Origin of the sequence: Flavobacterium sp. LAR06 (assembly GCF_041946075.1) — a bacterium.
GTDB lineage: Bacteria > Bacteroidota > Bacteroidia > Flavobacteriales > Flavobacteriaceae > Flavobacterium.
The window spans coordinates 94153-113404 of the sequence record NZ_JAUTYT010000010.1; the positions used below are offsets into that span (position 1 = coordinate 94153).

The following is a 19252-nucleotide window of genomic DNA, read 5'->3' on the forward strand; positions in this document are numbered from 1 at the left end:
TGTGGGATTTTTTTGTTTTCAAAATGAAATAAAAAAAAACACCTTCATGATGAGGTGTTTCAAAAATTATAAATTGGCTAAAGTACTATTATCAATAGCAATTATTTTTAAAGTTTTTATTCCTGCTGGCAATTCCCAATCAACCTGATCGTTTTCTTTAAATCCAATGATAGCCACGCTTAACGGTGCTAAAATGGAGATTTTTCTTTTGGTAACATTGGCTAACGATGGCAGAACAATCTGAACTTTCATTTGCTTGTTTGCTTTTACATCTTCAATGGTAACGTGCGAACCGATTCGGATAATGGAACTGTCTAAAGTGTTTTCTTTGCTAATAATGGCGCGATCCAATTCTTGCGAAAGCTGACCGACTTCTTTAGCATTTGTTTCGTTTTTACTTTTTAAAATCAGCTCTCTTAAAAGTTGATAATCTGTTTTACAGAAAATAGGTGTTGGTTTCATATTCTAAAATATTAATTTATTAAACGTTGATTATAAGTATATGTAGATATTCTCAATTTGTACAAATTGAAATTTAAAATGGTTTGTTTTTGGAAAAATCGAATAAAATGAAAGCAATTATTTATTTGAAGAAAATGAATCTTTCAAATAAAATAAATAGTAAAATTTGGTAAAAATCCTCCGCCTTAAAGAAGAAATGAAGTAGACGGAGGCCTAATTAATAAAGGCCTTGTTGTGTGAAATAATTATAACAGCAATTGGTTTTCTCTTTAAAGAAAACAACAATATAGAAGCTGTAAATAATATAATAGTCACCATCATAAAAGTAATAGAATTGTAAAGATAACTAAACTAGATTAAAAACTAGTTTATTTCCATTTGATACTGCAACCAACACTTGGTTTTTGCTGCTCATTCAAACTTCTGTTGTAAATCAAAGCATCAATGGCACTTCGCAGATCGCTTCCGCTTAACGGAATTCCATTACTCGGTCTGGAATCATCTAATTGGCCGTGATAAAATAAACGATCCTGATTGTCATAGAGAAAAAAATCAGGTGTACAGGCTGCCTCATAAGCTTTAGCAACTTCTTGTGTTTCATCAAACAAATAAGGAAAATCTATCTTGTTTTCAAAAGCAAACTCAGTCATCAATTCTGGAGAATCTTCAGGATATTTTTCAATGTCGTTACTCGAAATAGCAACTAATCCCAATCCTTGAATACGATAATCATTGGTAATCATGATAATTTCTTTGAGAACGTGAAGCACAAAAGGACAATGGTTGCACATAAAAATAACAAGTGTTCCTTTTGATCCTTGTACATCTTCAAACGAATATTCATTATTAGAATTGGTGTCTTTTAGATGAAAGTCTGGAGCAATGGTTCCAAGCGGAATCATATTTGAAGGAGTTCGTGCCATTTTTCTAAAGAATTAGTTGTTCAAAAATAACTTTTAATTCTGTAAAAGAAAGACCACAATAGAAAAAATGTATCCAAAGAAGTTTTCCCCGGAAAATTAAACCTCTTTGGATATAAATTAAGTTTTTTTATGAGTTTAGAAAATTTAGTAAATCTTCATTTAAACGATCTTTTGCTGTGTAGAACAAGCCATGTGGAGCACCTTCATACACAATAAAAGTATTATTGGATATAGCTTCTGCTGTCTTTTTTGAACTTACTTCAATAGGAACATTTTTGTCATCGTCGCCATGAATAATTAAAGTGGGAACTTTTATAGTGTGAAGTTCGTCTCTAAAATCTGTACTAGATAAAGATTCGGCACATTTTAGTGTTGCTCTTGGCGAAGCAGCCGAACAAAGCTTTGTAAAATATTCAAGTAAAGGAGTACTTAAAGGTTTGTTAATTATAGTAACGCCAAAGAATATTTTACCAAAATTTTCAAGAAAACCTATTCTGTCCTCTCTAATGGCAGCTGCTGTAGCTTCTCCTTTTTCTTTTGGACGCCCTTCTGGATTGTCATCCGTTTTTGCTAAAAATGGAATTATGGATGAAATTAAAGCGGCTTTCGTGACACCTTTTCCACCGTGACGGCTAAAGTAACGAACTACTTCGCCGCCTCCCATAGAAAACCCTACTAGTGTTGCATTTTCTAATTGGAGCTGTTCAATAATTTCGCTCAAGTCATCAGCTAATGTATCGTAGTCATAACCATCCCAGGGTTGCGATGATTTACCGAAACCACGACGGTCGTAGGCAATAACTCTATAATTATTTTGAACTAGGAACTCAATTTGATATTCCCACATTTCATTAGACAATGGCCAGCCGTGAATTAAAATTACAGGTTTGCCTTTTCCGTAATCTTTTACATAAAGCTGTACATTTTTGGCCGTTCTTATGTATTTATCAGTATTTTGTTCGTGGATATCAAATTCAAAATCTTTAAGAGAGTGGTCGCTGTTGAGTATCGTATTTTCCATTTCTATATTTCTTTATGAGTTAGCTTAAACTGTTGTCTTGTAAATTTAGAAACGGAGTTTAAAAAAATGGTTATAGAATTAAGGATAATAATTACAAAATTAATAGGTTTGTAATTCAACAATATTGAAAATAAAATGGATTTAACCTGGAATGAATTTGAAAGAACTGAAATGCGTGTAGGAACCATAATCGATGTAAATGATTTTCCGGAGGCAAGAAAACCGGCTTATCAGCTAACAATTGATTTTGGTGTTGAGATTGGTGTCCGAAAATCATCGGCACAAATAACGGTTCATTATAAAAAAGAAGATTTAGTAAACCGACAAATTATTGCTGTAGTCAATTTTCCTAAGAAACAAATAGGAAAGTTCATGAGCGAATGTCTGGTTCTTGGTGCAATAGGCAAGGAGGGAGATGTAATTTTATTAGCTCCTGATTTTAAGATTGAAAATGGACTTAGAATAGGATAATTAGTTTTCAGTCTCAGTTCCCAGACTGAAAACTGAGACTGAAAACTAAGAAATTTTCTCAATTAACTGTTGTAAAATCAATTGTCCTTCTTCCCAATATTTTAAATCAGAATCAGAGTTGATATGCCCTTTCTGACCCACATTTACAAAATCACTTCCCCATTTTTCAGCCAAAAATTGTTTTCTTTCAAAAGAAGCGTAAGGGTCATTTTCGCTTGCAACAACAATGGAAGGAAAAGGTAATTTTGAAGTTGGAATCGGAGAAAAATTACGGGTACATTCTGGAGTATGTTGAGGTGAATCAACATCGGCAGGTGCTACTAACAAAGCGCCTACAATATTTTTATTGCTATTGGCTTGAGCCCAATGCAATACCAATGAAACAGCTAAACTGTGTGCTACAAGAATAGTGGGTTGATTGAGTTTAGCGATTTCCTCATTTAATCTTGCAAGCCATTCTTCGTGAACAGGTTCGTCCCAGTTGTCCTGAACTAATCTAATCGAGTTTTCAAATTTTTTATGCCAAAAGGTTTGCCAGTGTTTATCACCTGAATTTCCAAGTCCGGGTAATATTAATAATTTTGTTTCCATTGCCGTGGATTTGATTAATTATTTTTTAGTTTGTTTCTCTTTAATAATGCGGTTTACTTCGTTTACCAGTAACGGAAAACCAGGCTCCGTCATTCCGTGACCATAACCGTCCAATTCGTAAAGTTTTGTTTCTTTGTGTCCAACTAGCTTCATCATACGTTCCATGTAAGCGTTTTCTTCATAGCGGCCTAACATTTCCATTTCACGATCTCCCGTAATTAATAAAAGCGGAGAAGCATCGGCACGAACATGAAATAAAGGTGCAAAAGCATCAATAGTCGGTTGTTTTTCCGGAATTCCATTTTCTCTTCTAATTTCAAAATGGGTGATACATTGTGCGCTAAGCGGAATAAGTCCGGCAATTTTATTAGCATCTATTCCTTCTTTTTGCAGCCATTTTTTATCTAAGCCATTCATCAAAGCCAAATAGGCACCTGCAGAATGCCCAGAAACAAAAATTTGAGAAGTTTCGCCACCATAACCAGCAATATTGTTGAAGGCCCAGGCAATAGCCGCCGCGGCATCTTCAATAGCTTTTTCTGCTTTAACTTTTGGCGATAATCTGTAACCAACACCAATAATCGCAAAACCTTTATTTTTTAATGCTTCTGGAATTTCCTTGTTTCCGCCGGTTAAACCTCCACCATGAAACCAAACAATTGTTGTAAAACCTTTGCTGTTTTTAGGATAATAAATATCCAAAACACATCTTTCATTGATATAACTATCCGATTTATTTATTGCTGTACTATAATATTGAATATTGGTTTTAGTATCATATTCTGTCTTTTGTGCGAAAGAAAAAAGTGTAATAATAAGTAAACAAAATGAGAGTGCTATTTTTTTCATAGTATAAGTATTATTCAATTTTAAAATCACCTTCTAAGCCATTTTCAGCATGTGAAGCTATCCAAACTTTGAAATCGCCAGGCTCTGTTTTTAATTCCATTTGATCATTATAAAAGGCAAGGTCTGAAACCGGAATTGAAAATTGAACTGTTCTGGATTCCTTCGGTTTTAATTCGATTTGTATAAAATCTTTCAGTTCTCTGACAGGTCTTACAATACTTCCGGTAATGTCACGAACATACAATTGAACTGTTTCTGTTCCTGTAGTGTTTCCTGTATTGGTAATTAAGGAAGAAACATTTAATTTGTCATTATTCTTAAGACTAGTTTTTTCTATTTTTAAATTTTCATAGGAGAACGTTGTATAACTCAATCCAAACCCGAAAGGGAATTGCGGTTCGTAACCTGCATCAAGATAGTGGGAATTATTTCCTAAAGAACTTTGCCAGGCCTCAACAGGGATGTCCTGAATAGCCACAAAAGTTTTAGGATCTGCAGGTCGTCCTGTAGTAGGGTGGTTATAGTAAATAGGAATTTGTCCCACTTCCTTCGGCCATGTTACTGGTAGTTTTCCTGATGGATTTGCTGTTCCAAGAAGCAAATCTGAAATTGCTGGACCCGCCATCGTTCCCGGATGCCATGCTATCAATACGGCATTGACTTTTGGTAAAACAGCGCCCAAAGTAATTGGTCTTCCTGCCATTAATATTAATACAATTGGTTTTCCTGTTTTTTGTAATTCGGCGATTAATTTTTCCTGCAAACCAGGTAAATTAATGTTGGCTCTTGAATGTGCCTCGCCAGATAAAATAGCTTCTTCGCCGGCAAAGAATAATATGATGTCTGATTTTTTAGCTTCTGCTATTGCGGCAGAAAAACCTTCCTCAGATAAGGATCTGCTGTGCGAAAGTCCGGAAGCGTATAAAACGTTATTTTGTCCAAAACTATTTTGTAATGCTTTTAATGGAGTTTGCGAATCCTCTTTATTTCCGTCAAAAATCCATGTTCCTAATTGTTCTCTAGAGGCATCTGCCAATGGACCAATAACAGCTATTTTTTGACTAGATTTTAAGGGAAGGATTTGATTTTCGTTTTTTAAGAGAACACAACTTTTAATAGCTGCATTTTTCGCCGTTTGTAAAGCATTGGCAGTTAATAATGAAAATTTTTCGCGGTCTTTAAAATAAGGATTTTCAAAAATTCCAGCTCTAAATTTGATTCTTAAGATATTACGAACCATTTCGTTCAATTGCTTTTCAGAAACTTTCTTTTCAGCTATTAATGTTTTTAGATGATGGGCATAGGATAAACTGGTCATTTCCATGTCAAGCCCGGCAGAAGCAGATTTTAAAGCTGCATCCTTTTCATCGGCTGCAAAACCATGTGGAATCATTTCAGTAACCGAATTCCAGTCGCTTACTACAAAGCCATCGTATTTCCATTCCTCGCGTAATATTTTTTTAAGTAAAAAACGATTTCCTGATGCCGGAACGCCATTTAAGTCATTAAAAGAAGTCATAAAAGTGGCTACTCCGGCTTTTGCGGCTGCCTCAAAAGGTTTTAGATACACATTTCGAAGTAAAGATTCAGACATGCTCACAGTGTTGTAATCTCGTCCGCCTTCTGCCGCGCCATAAGCAGCAAAATGTTTAGCGCAGGCCAAAATTTGTCCGGGAACAGCCGGGTCATTTCCCTGAAATCCCTTAACATAGGCTACTCCCAGTCTCGAGGCTAATAGAGGATCTTCTCCAGGTGATTCTGCGATTCTACCCCAACGGGCATCTCTTGCAATATCAACCATTGGCGCATAAGTCCAGTTAATGCATCTGGAATACGATTCATTGGCGGCAATCTTTGATGTTTCTTCCACTAACTCCATATCCCATGAAGCGGCTAGTCCCAGAGGAATCGGAAAAATAGTTTTGTATCCGTGAATAACATCCCTTCCAAATAATAACGGAATATGATTTGGACTTTCTTCAACTGCGATTTTTTGTATTTCAAAAACCAGATTAGGTTCAGTAAGGTTTAAGATGGCTCCAACTAATCCTTTTCGAACATCATTTTTAAGTTCATCAGATAAACCTTTACTTCGACTTGATGTTCCTTTTAAGCATGCCTGGCCAATTTTTTGATCCAAAGTCATGTTTTTTATGATTTTGTCGATCTTTTTTTCTGTGTCTAAAGTGGTTTTTTGACTGTATGAAAAAGAAATCGAGAGAAGAAAAAGTAAGTAATAAAGTGGTTTTTTGATTAATGTTTTCAATGTTAGTTTTTTAGACTTACAATATATAAAAAAAGTCCAAAATGCAGGACATATTGGACTTGTACTTTTTAAAAAGTTATGTGGGACTAAATATCATCAAAATCAATATCTGTAAAGCTAGATCTTTGTCCTTCAGGTTTATCAGAACCGTATTCTTTTTTAAAATCTTTTTGATGTCTTTCAGAGATTACTTCCTCGCCTTTGTGGTTCAAGACGTATGAAGTCATTTCTTCTAGTATTTCGGCAAAAGCTCCAAAATCTTCTTTATACAAATAAATTTTGTGTTTTTTAAAATGAAAAGAACCATCTTCTTCAGTAAATTTTTTACTTTCGGTAATTGTGATATAATAATCGTCAGCCTTAGTAGCTCTTACATCAAAGAAATAAGTTCTCCTCCCTGCTCGTAATACTTTAGAAAAGATCTCTTCTTTTTCTAACATGTCATTTTCTCTCATAATACGTTCTATCATTTTTGGAATTAATAGTACTCAAAAATCATAAAAAATTATCTATTACACAACAATTAAAGTAATTCTTTTTCCGAAAGTTGTTTTAAATATAAAGATGCGTAATAACCTTCCTGATTTATTAATTGATTATGAGAACCTTGTTGAATAATTTTACCATCTTCTAAAATGATAATTTTGTCCGCATTTTTAGCAGAAGAAACTCTGTGACTGACAATAATTGTGGTTTTATCTTTGCAAATTTCGAATAGATTGTTCAAAATATTTTCTTCGGTTTCAGTATCGACTGCAGACAAACAATCATCAAAAAGTAAAATGGCAGGATTTTTAATAATTGCTCTCGCAATAGATACACGTTGCTTTTGTCCGCCTGAAAGTGTGATTCCTCTTTCTCCTAAAACAGTATCGTATTGTTTGTTAAAGGCAATAATATTGTCGTGAACAACCGCACTTTTTGCGGCATCCATCACTTCTTCATCAGTAGCATTCTGATTACCAAATTTGATATTATTTTTAATGGTATCTGAGAATAAAAAAGCATCCTGAGGTACAATTCCGATGTTATTTCGAAGATCGTTTAAGTTCAGAGTGCTAATTTCATTTTGGTCAATCGTGATTCTTCCATCGGTAACATCATACAAACGAGAGATCAAAGATAAAATGGTTGATTTTCCAGAACCGGTTTTTCCTAAAATAGCTAAAGTTTCTCCTTTTTTTACAGTGAAAGTTACATTTTTCAACGCTTCAATATTAGTGTCTTCATAAGTATAACTTACGTTTTCAAAAGCAATAGAACCCTGAATATCGGATGAATTTTCGTTGTTGTTTTTGATTTCGGGTTCAATTTTCAAAAATTCATTCAAACGTTTTTGAGAAGCTTCTGCTTCCTGAACCATTGACGAAACCCATCCTAAAGAAGCAACGGGCCAGGTTAACATATTTACGTATAATATGAATTCGGCAATAGTTCCGATATTTGGAATAGTTCCGTTAATGTACATCACACCTCCAAAATAAATCACAACCAAATTACTGATTCCGATCAGGGCAATCATCAAAGGGCCAAATAACGATTGCACTTTGGCTAAATCCAAACTTTTCTTTTTGCTTTCATCGGCAAGGGCCACCATATTATTTTGGTGTTGATTTTCTAATGAATACGCTTTTATAACACGAATTCCAGAAAATATTTCCTGAGAGAAACTGGAAACTTTAGATAAATATTGTTGAAAAGTAGTACTTCGTTTATTGATTTCTGAACTCAGTTTAAAAATACAATACGAAAGAATCGGTAAAGGCAAAATAGTATAAAGCGTCAATAAAGGCGAAACATTATACATATATATAATAACGATGGCAAAACGAATAAAGGTATTAATCGTGTACATAACAGCCGGACCCACATACATACGAACTTTTGAAACGTCTTCACTGATACGGTTCATTAAATCTCCGGTACGGTTTTGTTTGTAAAAATTCTGAGAAAGATTTTCGTACTGCCTGAAAACTTCATTTTTCAAATCAAATTCAATATGGCGTGACATTACGATTAAAGTCTGGCGCATTAAGAAAGTTAAAAAGCCTGCAACAATAGTAGTGGCTATGATTAGCAGTACGTTATGAATTAAATCCTGGCGATAAGAATCAATTATTACCTTTGAAGATTGTTGTACTTCTGGTAATTTATCAAACTTTTCAATTGCGTTTAATGACTTGCTAATCAGCTTGGGTGTAAACAGTGAAAAAATTTGTGCGATAATGGTTATTAAAATTCCAAGTATGAAACTGTATTTATATTTGATGAAATATTTGTTTAAATAGCGTAATTCTTTCATTTTTTTAAGAGATTCAATGTTGAAATGTTTTGGAATTGCAAATTATCTTCAATAAAAAGTAATTAAAGATATCATTAATTCAAAACAAATTTATTGTAAAATTGTTATTTTAAAGATAAAAAATTAGCACATGTGTATTTTTTATTTATGTTTGAGATGTCTTTTTGACAAATTCATAATTTTAACTAATAAACAACTAGCGCTATGGATGCAACTTTCGCAACTGGAAAGGAACTTCAAAAAATGGATCCTGTTTTTGGTCAATTATCTTTTGATGATCACGAACAAATTGTATTTTGCAATGACAAAGATACAGGTTTAAAAGCAATTATTGGTATTCATAACTCTGTTATGGGGCCTGCTTTAGGAGGTACCAGAATGTGGAATTACAATACTGAATGGGAAGCTTTGAATGATGTTTTACGTCTTTCAAGAGGGATGACATATAAATCTGCTATTACCGGACTTAATATTGGTGGTGGTAAAGCGGTAATTATTGGTGATGCTAAAACGCAAAAAACACCAGAATTGATGCGTAAGTTTGGTGAATTTGTTCACTCTTTAAGCGGAAGATATATTACTGCTGAAGATGTAGGAATGGAAACTAAGGACATGGATACTGTTAGAGACGTAACGCCTTACGTTACCGGAATCTCTGAAGAAAGAGGTGGTTCTGGAAACCCTTCTCCTGTAACAGCTTATGGTGTTTATTTAGGAATGAAAGCGGCTGCAAAAAGCCAATTTGGTTCTGATGTTTTAGACGGTAAAAAAGTTTTGGTTCAGGGAATTGGTCACGTAGGTGAAGCTTTAGTGGAATATTTGACTAAAGAAGGAGCAGTAGTTACTATCGCTGATATCAATGAAGAAAAATTATACGAAGTAGCACAAAAATATAACGCTACCATTTATACTGGTGAAGATTTATATAGTGCAGATGTTGATATCTACGCGCCATGTGCAATGGGAGCGACTATCAATGATAATACAGTAAACAAAATTAAAGCTAAAGTTATTGCTGGTGCTGCCAACAATCAGTTAGCTGATGAAAATGTTCACGGTGCAAGATTACAGGAGAGAGGTATTTTATACGCTCCGGATTTCTTAATCAACGCTGGTGGAATCATCAATGTTTATGCTGAATTAGCAAACTACGGTAAAGCGGAGATCATGACTAAAACCGAAAATATCTATAACACTACTTTAGAAATTATCGATTATGCTGTGAAAAACGGAATGACAACACATAAAGCGGCTCTTACAATTGCTCAAAATCGTATCGATTTGAGAAAAATTGAAAATGCAGCTAAGAAGTAATTATTAGTTTACAGTTTACAGTCTCAGTTTACAGTCTCAGCTTCATACGTGAAAACTGCGACCGTAAACTGGGACTTTTTTTATGCGTATTATAGATAACTGAAAACTGCGACTGAAAACTGCGACTTTTTTACGAATTAATTTTATTATAAGCTGTGAAATTCTTATTTTTGCAGACTAATTTTTAAATGTTCTTACAAGGTGGTAAATAGAAGACACATACGCGTTAAAGTAATGCAATCCATTTATGCAATGCATCAAAGCGGTTCTGATAATATGGAAAAAGAAGAGAAGTTTCTTTTTTATAGCATTGATAATATTCAGGATTTATATCTTATAATGCTTTCTTCATTGATTGAAATTTGCAAAAAAGAATCTGTTTTTTTACATCTTTCAAGCAAAAAACATCTTGCAACTGCTGCAGAACGTAACCCGAATGAAAAATTTATCAAAAACAAAATTTTTCAACTCTTAGCTGAAAGTAATTCCCTTAGCATCGCTTTAGAAAATCGTAAAATCAATAATTGGTCGTTGAATGATGATTATATTTTGTTGCTTTTAAATGATATCAAATCAAGTGAAGTGTATTCAAAATACATGTCAAACACTACAGATACTTTTGAAGAAGACAGACAATTTGTAATTGATTTATTTGCCGATGTAATTGTTCCGAATGAAAAATTATATGAGTATTTAGAAGATGATAAATTAACGTGGGTTGATGATATTCCGGTAGTAAATACACATATTATCAAACAATTAAAAGCAATCAAAACGGAAGATCCGGACGATTTTAGAGTGCCAAAATTGTATAAAGATGTTGAAGATAAAGATTTTGCTAAAGATTTGTTCAGAAGAACAGTTTTAAATGAATCAATCTTCGCAAAAGAGTATGATGATAAAACGCCAAATTGGGACAGCGAAAGAATTGCAGAAATTGATACCATTATTTTAAAAATGGCTATTTGCGAATTTTTGAAATTTCCATCAATTCCGGTAAAAGTTACGCTGAACGAATATTTAGAAATTGCTAAAGAATATTCTACTCCTAAAAGTAGTATTTTTATCAACGGAATTTTAGATAACCTTGTAAAAGAGTTAACTGCTAATAAGAAGATGGTAAAAGTGGGTAGAGGTTTGATGTAATTGCGAAGAAATTCCAATTTTTAAATTCCAAATCCCAACGAATAAATTAATATTAATAACAAAAATAAAAACCGAATACTATGCAAGATTTAATGAAATTTGCTCCTTATTTACTAATGTTTGTAGTGTTGTATTTCTTCATGATCAGACCACAACAAAAAAGAGCAAAAAACGAAAAAGAATTTGAAAGCGGCCTAAAAGTAGGTGACAAAATAATTACTAAAAGTGGTTTTCACGGTAAAATTGTTGAGCTTGCTGAAACAAGTGCAATTATCGAAACGATGTCAGGAAAATTAAAAATTGAGCGTTCTGCAATTTCTATGGAAATGAGTGCTGCTTTGAAAAAAGCTTAACGCTTTTTAAATTTCAATAAAATTAAAATCCCAAATTCCATTTATGGAATTTGGGATTTTTTTTGCCCAATCTTGTCATTTCGACTGAAAGGAGAAATCACACACGAAACTCCGCATAGAATGTAGACAATAGTTGTCGATCAGCTATTGTGATTTCTCCTTTCAGTCGAAATGACATACTTTGGGGTTGCGGTCTGAAAAATACTTTGCGGCAATGCTTGATGAGATTAGCTTACGCTCAGTTCGCTGGCGCTCGAGTGCTTGGTTCCTCGCAATGACTCTTGTTTGCGCATAAAATAAAACCTTTGTCAAAGTTTTAAACTTTGACAAAGGTTTTATAGTTTGGAATTTGGAATTTTTTTATTGAAATTTAAACTACCTGTATTTATCATTCAACCCAACGTTCTCTAATATCATCGGAATCACTTTTTCAATTCTCGTTAATTTAGTTTTCTCTTGCTTGGCAGTTTCAATATATTCTAAAAACTCATATTGTTTATAGGGACTGAATTTTTGAAAAGCTTCTGCTAAAGCCGGATTTTGATCCATTTCCTTTTGCAGTAATTCAGAAATGATTGCTTCTTTCTTTGAAGGTTTAATGATTTTTCCCTGCTTTTCGTTTTCAATAGCTTCGGCGATATATTCCAGAACTTCTTTTTCGTTTAGTTCATCTTTTGAAGTAAAACGCCATTGACGCAAGGATTTTGTTTTGTCTTCCTGAGCATTAATTAATTTATTTTTTTCATCTTTCAGAAAAACACCATTAAAAAACCAAATCGTAAAATAATCTTTAAAACCTCCAATTCCGATGACATTTTTCTTGTTGTAGACATAAACCGGACCTCCCCATTTTATAGTTTCTTCCAGTTCCGTTTTATCAATAATAGATTTAAGAAGAAGTAATTCTTCTTCCCATAAATGGTTACTGTTCCAAATGTTTTTTTTATCAGAAGTTGGTTCCAATTTATCTTTTTCTTTTAGGTTTTTCGGTTGCATCAAATATGCCAGGAATGGCAGTTAATTCAGCTATTTTTACAATTACATCAGTTGCTTTCTGGATACTTTCTGCCGGAACATATTCGTATTTCCCGTGAAAATTATGACCACCTGCAAAGATATTCGGACAAGGCAATCCCATAAAAGATAATTGAGATCCGTCCGTTCCGCCACGAATAGGTTTGATGATTGGTTTGATATCCAATTCTCTCATTGCTTTTTCTGCAATATCAACAATATGCTTTACCGGAAGTACTTTTTCCTTCATATTGTAATATTGGTCTTTTACAACGGCAGTTACAATATCTTCTCCGAATTGTTTTGCGTATTTTTTATTGATTTTCTTGGCAATTTTTCCAATTAAATCTTTTCTCTTTTCGAATTTGATCTTGTTATGATCACGGATAATCAATTCTAAAACTGTTTCTTCAATGCTTCCGGTTAAATGATGTACATGGAAAAATCCTTCGTAACCTTTTGTTTCCTGCGGAGTTTCTCCTTTAGGAAGTTCATTGATAAAATCGTTAGCAATCAACATCGAATTGATCATTTTTCCTTTGGCATAACCAGGATGAACGCTTTTTCCTTTGAAGGTAATTTTTGCACCTGCAGCATTAAAATTTTCATATTCTAATTCGCCAATCTGACTTCCATCCATTGTATAAGCCCATTGAGCGCCAAATTTCTCTACATCAAAATGATGCGCACCACGTCCGATTTCCTCATCTGGTGTAAATCCAATTCTAATTTTTCCGTGCTTGATTTCAGGATGCTGAACAAGATATTCCATTGCTGAAACAATCTCGGTAATTCCCGCTTTATCATCGGCGCCAAGCAAAGTTGTTCCGTCAGTGGTTATGATAGTCTGACCTTTATATTGTAATAAATCTTTGAAGTAGTTTGGAGAAAGAATAATATTTTGCTCTGCATTCAAGATGATGTCTTTTCCGTCGTAATTCTCAATAATTTGAGGTTTTACATTGGCTCCGCTAAAATCCGGAGAAGTATCAAAATGAGAGACAAAACCGATAGTTGGTACTTCATGTTCTACATTACTTGGTAAAGTAGCCATGATGTAAGCTTTGTCATCTATAGTAACGTCTTCAAGGCCAATTGTTTTTAGTTCTTCAACTAATTTATTGGCAAGATTCCATTGTTTTTCTGTACTAGGTGTTGTTTGCGAATTTGGGTCTGATTCTGTATCAATTGTTACATAACTGATAAAGCGATCTATGATATGCTGCATTTGTTTGTTTTTTCAGCAAAGATAAGTAATTATTTAGGCGTTTTAAAGCTATGAACTTATATAAAAGAGTTTGCAACGAATTCACGAATTGATACTAGTTAATTTAAATAGAAAATCCAATTTCACGAATTACATTTTTCATGAAATTGGATTTTTTACGCTTAATTAGAGCACACTTTTAATTAATTAAAATTTCTGAATTTGCGTCGCCTGTAGCTATTGCTCGGGTCGTAGCTATTTTTTTACTGCACACATCTAAAACCAATATGATTTGCAGGAGATTTATAATCTCCTTTCCCTCTTGTTCCTACCATATATCGTGTACAATATTGGTCTGTACATAAAAAGGATCCTCCACGTTGTACTTTTTTAGGAAGATTAGGCTCTCCGGGATCATAAGATGTTTCAGGTCCTTGTGGGTTCTTTGCAACTTGCCCATTATCACTTATAACAGAATAATATTCGGCCGTGTACCAGTCATTTGTCCATTCCCATACATTTCCTCCCACATCGTATAAACCATAAGCATTGGGTTCAAATTGCTTTGTTGGAGCAATTCCGATATAACCATCTTCTCCAGTGTCGCCTTTTTCGATAGGGAAATGTCCCTGATAAATATTGGCCTGAAATTTTCCTTTCGGTTTTAAGTTGTTTCCCCAAGCATAGAGTTCTCCGGTTTTTCCACCGCGAGCAGCAAATTCCCATTCAGCTTCGGTTGGTAATCTTTTTCCAGCCCATTTTGCATAAGCAGCTGCATCATCATATGAAACCTGCACAACAGGATAATTTCCTCTTCCTTTTATAGAACTTCCGGCTCCTTCGGGATGTCTCCAGTCAGCACCTTTAGCATAACTCCACCACTGCATATAATTGTTCAAATCTACTTTTGCCGGAGTAGGAGTAAAGACTGCTGATCCGGCTACTAGATTCTCTAATGGAGCATCAGGATATTCTTCATGTGTTGGTGCTTTTTCTGCTAATGTTACATAACCCGTTGCTTTAACAAAAGCTTCAAATTGATCATTGGTAACTTCGGTTTGATCCATATAAAAACCATCAACATAAACTCTGTGTATTGGCGCTGCATCTTTAGTAACACCTTTTATGCTGCATAAACTTTCATCTTCGACATTACTTCCCATAGAAAATTCACCACCCGGAATCCAAACCATTCCTTTTGGTGCTTTGCTTGTTGGTTTATTTTTGTTTTCAATGGTAGGTTTAAATAAAGAAGTAGAATCCGCATTTGGAGTTTCGGCACAATCCATCACAGCCAATTTTTGTTTTGGAACAATGAGCTTCGAATAGCCATAAGCAATTGAAATAATGGAGATCGTTAGTGTCGCAAAAATCCAGTAGGTCTTATTTTTCATTATAATAGTTTTAATCTTAGAATAGTTGTCAAATAGAGAGCGATAAAAGTAAAAAAATAACCTAATGTAATTCTAGTTATTTTATGGAATTAATAAAATATATTTATTGCTGTCAATCATCTTTAAAATCAAAATGGAAAGACTGTTTTGAACCTGTTTCATTTTCAAGGTCTTATGCTGGTTAAAGTTATGTAAAAAAGAATTTTTATCCAAAATAGATTTACCTCTTTTGGAATTTTAAAGTGCTTTATAATGAAATGTCCCATTGTATTCTAAAGCACCAGCCTTGTTCCAAAGGCAAGGTTTTGTCCTGAAAACTAAAATAACTAACCTCTGAGGTGAGTTTGTTTTTATGTCCTTTAAAAAACCAGTTAAAAGCAATAGTTGTTTCATCTTGTAAATTTTTGTCTTATCGAATTGTCAGGACGATAGGCGGCATGTCTTCCGGCCATTTCTAAATGTTTTGGCCACCATTCAAAGGTATTATGAAAGAAATAGCCCGCCTGAACGTAATAACCTTTCAAAGTAGTGGTTTCATTACTGTTTAATTTATCTAAAATCTCTTTAGTGTGCCATTCGCTTTGCCAGGAAAAGCCACGATACATAAAAGCGCTTTCTAAATTCGATTGATTTACACGATATTGACCCGGTAAACCATTTTCGTAACCTTCTAAAGAACCTCTCCTGATTGCGAAAAACGGGTATAAGGGCTTCGGTTTGTTAATCCTGAAAAGGCGATAATTGGCGTTGGTTTTTCATGAAATTCTAAATCGCTGCCTTCAAAATCAAGAAAACGTCCCAAAAAGTTCCATTGCGCTCTTCCAAAAATACATAAGATTATTATCATCGTTTGAGGTATTTCCTCGTCCGGTTCCGGTTAGTGCTGCTGCCCAATAATTATAATCAGCAATGCCACTTCCTTTGAGATGTCCGTATACTTCAACTCCCATTTGTCTGTCTTCCATTGACCAACTTTAAAACTCAGCCATTCCCATTTTTCAATCATGATTCTAAAATCCAGGAGATTTGATTGACTAAGCTCGTATTCCCAATAATATTTCAGCCAGGGTTCAAAAGCATGACCACCTACTTTTAATCTTGCCCTATTAATTTTAAAAGTTGTTTCTTTATCCTGACTGTAATCATCGTAGGTTAAAGGATTCTGATCGTTTGGTGTAGAAAATCGAAATTGTAAACGGCTTTGTAATTGAAAAAGGAATTTATTGTCTTTTGTTCTTAATTCTATTCCCTTGTCTCCATAACGTACATTTATCAGCTTGGTTGTGTCTTTTATTTGCTGAGACCATCCATTTAAGCCTAATAGCACTATTAAACCTAATAGGGTATTTTTGAAAATATGAATTAGTATGCTGGCTTTATACATATTTTAATCAAATACAATTAGCAATAAGAATTTTCTTAAGTGAGTCAAAATTAATTAATAAAGAGCTGTAATAAGTCTGTTGGAGGGCTTGACTTTGTTTCATTTTATAATTTGCAACATCTTATAATTTGTTTTTGTAAAAGAGTACCTTTTTAAACTATAATAATTAAATTTGCACCCGAAAAACACACACAACTATTCTTATGTATAAATTGATAATTCGTCCGATACTTTTTTGTTTTGATCCAGAAGAAGTACATTATTTTACTTTTTCATTTGTTAAATTCATTTCAAAAATCCCTGGAGTTTCATCAATTATAAAATCAATATACGAAGTAAAAGACAGTCGTTTAGAGCGTGAAGTTTTCGGAATTAAATTCAAAAACCCGGTTGGATTGGCTGCAGGATTTGATAAAGATGCCAAATTATACAAAGAACTTTCAGACTTTGGTTTTGGTTTTATTGAAATTGGAACTGTAACTCCGGTTGGTCAGGAAGGAAATCCAAAAAAACGTTTGTTTCGTTTGAAAGAAGATCAGGCGATTATTAACCGAATGGGGTTTAATAATGGAGGAGTTCTGGAAGCTGTAGAACGTTTGAAAAAGAATTCAGGTGTTTTGGTCGGTGGAAACATCGGAAAAAACAAAGTGACTCCAAACGAAAATGCTGTTGATGATTATATCATTTGTTTTGATGCTTTGTTTGATCATGTTGATTATTTTGTAGTAAATGTGAGTTCTCCAAATACTCCAAATTTAAGAGCTTTACAAGACAAAGAGCCTTTAACTGCTTTACTTCAGACCTTGCAAAACAGAAATGTAGAAAAGCAAAAAACAAGCAGTCAAAAAGTAAAGCCAATTCTTTTAAAAATTGCTCCGGACTTAACAGATGAGCAATTAGTAGATATTATTGATATTGTAAAAACAACCCAAATTGCAGGTGTAATTGCAACAAATACGACTATTTCAAGAGAGGGTTTACAATCTGAGAATCAATCTGAAATGGGAGGTCTGTCTGGGAAACCATTAACGAAACGCTCTACTGAAGTGATTCGTTTTCTTTCTGAAAAAAGCAATAAAGCATTCCCAATTATTGGAGTAGGAGGAATTCATTCTGCCGATGATGCAATTGAGAAGTTAAATGCAGGTGCAAGCTTAGTACAATTGTATACAGGTTTTATTTATGAAGGCCCGGCTTTAATTAAAGCAATTAATAAAAAGGTTTTAAAAGGGTTGTAAAATCAATGCCTGAACAACAAGTCCGGAAATTATAGCAATTCCAAAACTGATTAGAGTACCAATTAAGACATACTCGGTTAGTTTGCGGTCTTTGGCTTCTTTTAAATCACCGAATCTAAAAATAGATTTGGCAGCCAGTAAAAATCCGATTGCTTCAAAATGCCCGGTTAAGATAAAACAGAACACAAATAATCTTTCTAAAATGCCAATGTAATTTCCTGCATTGGCAAGTGAATTATCAGCGTGTGTATTTTCATTTTCGGGACTCCAAATTGATATAATGGTTTTGATGATAATGGAAGAAGGTTTGGTAACAAATAAGATTCCGGTCAATAAAATCCAAAACTCATTATCCTGCCAGAAATTAATAATGCCTTTGTTTTCATACAGAAGTACGATCCCAATTAAAATTAAAACATGCGCAATCTGGTCTGCAACAAACCAGCTGCGTTTTGTTTTTGGTTGCTGAAAATTTAATTTGATGAGATCAATAATTCCGTGTGTAACGGCTATTACAACGGCATAAGGAATAAAGTCGATTTTCCAAACCAAAATTGCTGCCAACAGGCCGTGAAGCAATATGTGAAGGTATAAGAAAACACTTTTTTGCTTTTTAATTTCTTTATCGGCTACCCACGAATTTGGCTGCCAGATAAAATCGCCTAATAAATGGGCTAACAGTAGTTTTATGAATAAAATCATGGGGCTGTAAGTTGTTTTATTTGTGTTCTAAAATAACGATCTAAATTCATAACCAAATCAAATTGAGCACGTTTTTGTCTACGGCTCACGGCAGCTTGATTAATGCCTAGTTTTTGTCCTAATTCTTCCTGAGACAAGTCAGGATTTTCTATAGCGACAGCAACAAATTCAGCAGATTGTACCAGCCAACTATCCATAAAGGTCAAAGCCAGCTGTAACATCAAATTCAGTTTTTCATCCAGAATAGTATCACCGGTTCGCATTGCTAAAGTTACTTTTTGTTTTTTTAAAGTTTCAAAAAGTTCTCCGGAATGTATAAAAGCAGATCCATTGCTTTCAGATATTTTCTCGGCATTGTGTGTTTTGTTTCCAAAACCAATGCTCATTCGCGCATCTAATTTTATAGATCGTAAATGTGCTTTTATTAAAATAGCAGATAATAAGGCTTCTTCAGGATTTTGTATTTCGATTTGAAATTCGTCTCCCCGATAGACTTCCCATTGGCTTGGTGTTTCGCCAAACGGAGATAAGATTTTTTTCAAACCTTCGACCCAGTCTTTTGATTTTTGCTTTCTTGAATCAATTATATCTCCTGTAATTACACTAGTCATAATT

General features: G+C 33.9%; 21 protein-coding genes. 5 read left to right on the forward strand and 16 right to left on the reverse strand.

Going from position 1 to position 19252, the window contains the following annotated elements; translation table 11 throughout:
- Positions 1–66: 66 nt before the first annotated feature.
- The 3 genes from Q7C23_RS15210 to Q7C23_RS15220 form a co-directional block, all read right to left on the reverse strand.
- On the reverse strand, positions 67–462 hold the full coding sequence (locus tag Q7C23_RS15210; protein WP_375033338.1) for a GreA/GreB family elongation factor: 396 nt from the start codon (positions 460–462) through the stop codon (positions 67–69).
- Between the two features lie 368 nt (positions 463–830).
- The gene (locus tag Q7C23_RS15215; RefSeq protein ID WP_375033339.1) at positions 831–1385 is read right to left on the reverse strand and encodes a thioredoxin family protein; all 555 of its coding nucleotides are present in this window, start codon (positions 1383–1385) and stop codon (positions 831–833) included.
- 127 nt (positions 1386–1512) lie between these two features.
- Positions 1513–2406, reverse strand: coding sequence for an alpha/beta fold hydrolase (locus Q7C23_RS15220; RefSeq protein ID WP_375033340.1), 894 nt, complete (start codon positions 2404–2406; stop codon positions 1513–1515).
- A 135-nt stretch (positions 2407–2541) separates the two neighbouring features.
- Here Q7C23_RS15220 and Q7C23_RS15225 point away from each other — a divergent pair, with 135 nt between their 5' ends.
- On the forward strand, positions 2542–2877 hold the full coding sequence (locus Q7C23_RS15225) for a tRNA-binding protein (RefSeq protein ID WP_375033341.1): 336 nt from the start codon (positions 2542–2544) through the stop codon (positions 2875–2877).
- 45 nt (positions 2878–2922) lie between these two features.
- Here Q7C23_RS15225 and Q7C23_RS15230 read toward each other — a convergent pair whose 3' ends face one another.
- The 5 genes from Q7C23_RS15230 to Q7C23_RS15250 form a co-directional block, all read right to left on the reverse strand.
- Positions 2923–3468 (reverse strand): RBBP9/YdeN family alpha/beta hydrolase, encoded by a 546-nt coding sequence (locus tag Q7C23_RS15230; RefSeq protein ID WP_375033342.1) that lies wholly within the window; start codon positions 3466–3468, stop codon positions 2923–2925.
- A gap of 18 nt (positions 3469–3486) precedes the next feature.
- Positions 3487–4317 (reverse strand): alpha/beta hydrolase, encoded by an 831-nt coding sequence (locus tag Q7C23_RS15235; RefSeq protein ID WP_375033343.1) that lies wholly within the window; start codon positions 4315–4317, stop codon positions 3487–3489.
- Positions 4318–4327: 10 nt separating this feature from the next.
- Positions 4328–6583, reverse strand: a complete 2256-nt coding sequence (gene bglX, locus Q7C23_RS15240) for a beta-glucosidase BglX (RefSeq protein ID WP_375033344.1) — start codon at positions 6581–6583, stop codon at positions 4328–4330.
- 86 nt (positions 6584–6669) lie between these two features.
- Entirely contained in the window at positions 6670–7038 is a 369-nt protein-coding gene (locus tag Q7C23_RS15245; protein ID WP_026981839.1) for a PUR family DNA/RNA-binding protein, read from the reverse strand.
- Positions 7039–7106: 68 nt separating this feature from the next.
- Entirely contained in the window at positions 7107–8885 is a 1779-nt protein-coding gene (locus tag Q7C23_RS15250) for an ABC transporter ATP-binding protein (protein WP_375033345.1), read from the reverse strand.
- Between the two features lie 204 nt (positions 8886–9089).
- On the opposite strand from Q7C23_RS15250, the gene Q7C23_RS15255 reads away from it, so the two are divergent.
- From Q7C23_RS15255 to yajC, 3 genes are all read left to right on the forward strand, one after another.
- Complete coding sequence (locus tag Q7C23_RS15255) at positions 9090–10199, forward strand: Glu/Leu/Phe/Val dehydrogenase (protein ID WP_375033346.1); 1110 nt, start codon at positions 9090–9092, stop codon at positions 10197–10199.
- A gap of 234 nt (positions 10200–10433) precedes the next feature.
- Positions 10434–11345, forward strand: coding sequence for a transcription antitermination factor NusB (nusB, locus tag Q7C23_RS15260; protein WP_375033347.1), 912 nt, complete (start codon positions 10434–10436; stop codon positions 11343–11345).
- A gap of 80 nt (positions 11346–11425) precedes the next feature.
- A complete protein-coding gene (gene yajC / locus Q7C23_RS15265; RefSeq protein WP_026981843.1) occupies positions 11426–11698 on the forward strand; it encodes a preprotein translocase subunit YajC in 273 nt (90 codons plus the stop codon).
- Between the two features lie 375 nt (positions 11699–12073).
- On the opposite strand, the gene Q7C23_RS15270 is transcribed toward yajC, so the two are convergent.
- The 6 genes from Q7C23_RS15270 to Q7C23_RS15295 all read right to left on the reverse strand — a co-directional run bounded on the left by Q7C23_RS15270 (position 12074) and on the right by Q7C23_RS15295 (position 16697).
- Entirely contained in the window at positions 12074–12661 is a 588-nt protein-coding gene (locus tag Q7C23_RS15270) for a YdeI family protein (RefSeq protein ID WP_375033348.1), read from the reverse strand.
- Position 12662: 1 nt separating this feature from the next.
- Complete coding sequence (gene pepT, locus Q7C23_RS15275; RefSeq protein ID WP_375033349.1) at positions 12663–13940, reverse strand: peptidase T; 1278 nt, start codon at positions 13938–13940, stop codon at positions 12663–12665.
- A gap of 242 nt (positions 13941–14182) precedes the next feature.
- Positions 14183–15313 (reverse strand): formylglycine-generating enzyme family protein, encoded by a 1131-nt coding sequence (locus Q7C23_RS15280; protein ID WP_375033350.1) that lies wholly within the window; start codon positions 15311–15313, stop codon positions 14183–14185.
- Between the two features lie 389 nt (positions 15314–15702).
- On the reverse strand, positions 15703–15918 hold the full coding sequence (locus Q7C23_RS15285; RefSeq protein ID WP_375033351.1) for a porin: 216 nt from the start codon (positions 15916–15918) through the stop codon (positions 15703–15705).
- Positions 15919–15983: 65 nt separating this feature from the next.
- On the reverse strand, positions 15984–16160 hold the full coding sequence (locus Q7C23_RS15290) for a hypothetical protein (protein ID WP_375033352.1): 177 nt from the start codon (positions 16158–16160) through the stop codon (positions 15984–15986).
- A gap of 30 nt (positions 16161–16190) precedes the next feature.
- Positions 16191–16697, reverse strand: a complete 507-nt coding sequence (locus Q7C23_RS15295) for a hypothetical protein (protein WP_375033353.1) — start codon at positions 16695–16697, stop codon at positions 16191–16193.
- A 203-nt stretch (positions 16698–16900) separates the two neighbouring features.
- On the opposite strand from Q7C23_RS15295, the gene Q7C23_RS15300 reads away from it, so the two are divergent.
- A complete protein-coding gene (locus tag Q7C23_RS15300; RefSeq protein ID WP_375033354.1) occupies positions 16901–17935 on the forward strand; it encodes a quinone-dependent dihydroorotate dehydrogenase in 1035 nt (344 codons plus the stop codon).
- Here the strand turns inward: Q7C23_RS15300 and Q7C23_RS15305 are convergent.
- Both Q7C23_RS15305 and Q7C23_RS15310 read right to left on the reverse strand, forming a co-directional pair.
- Entirely contained in the window at positions 17921–18637 is a 717-nt protein-coding gene (locus Q7C23_RS15305) for a DUF3307 domain-containing protein (RefSeq protein WP_375033355.1), read from the reverse strand. The genes Q7C23_RS15300 and Q7C23_RS15305 overlap by 15 nt on opposite strands.
- Positions 18634–19248: a SatD family protein gene (locus Q7C23_RS15310; RefSeq protein ID WP_375033356.1), complete on the reverse strand. Its 615-nt coding sequence runs from the start codon at positions 19246–19248 to the stop codon at positions 18634–18636. Before Q7C23_RS15310 ends, Q7C23_RS15305 begins: the two co-directional genes overlap by 4 nt.
- Positions 19249–19252: the final 4 nt, after the last annotated feature.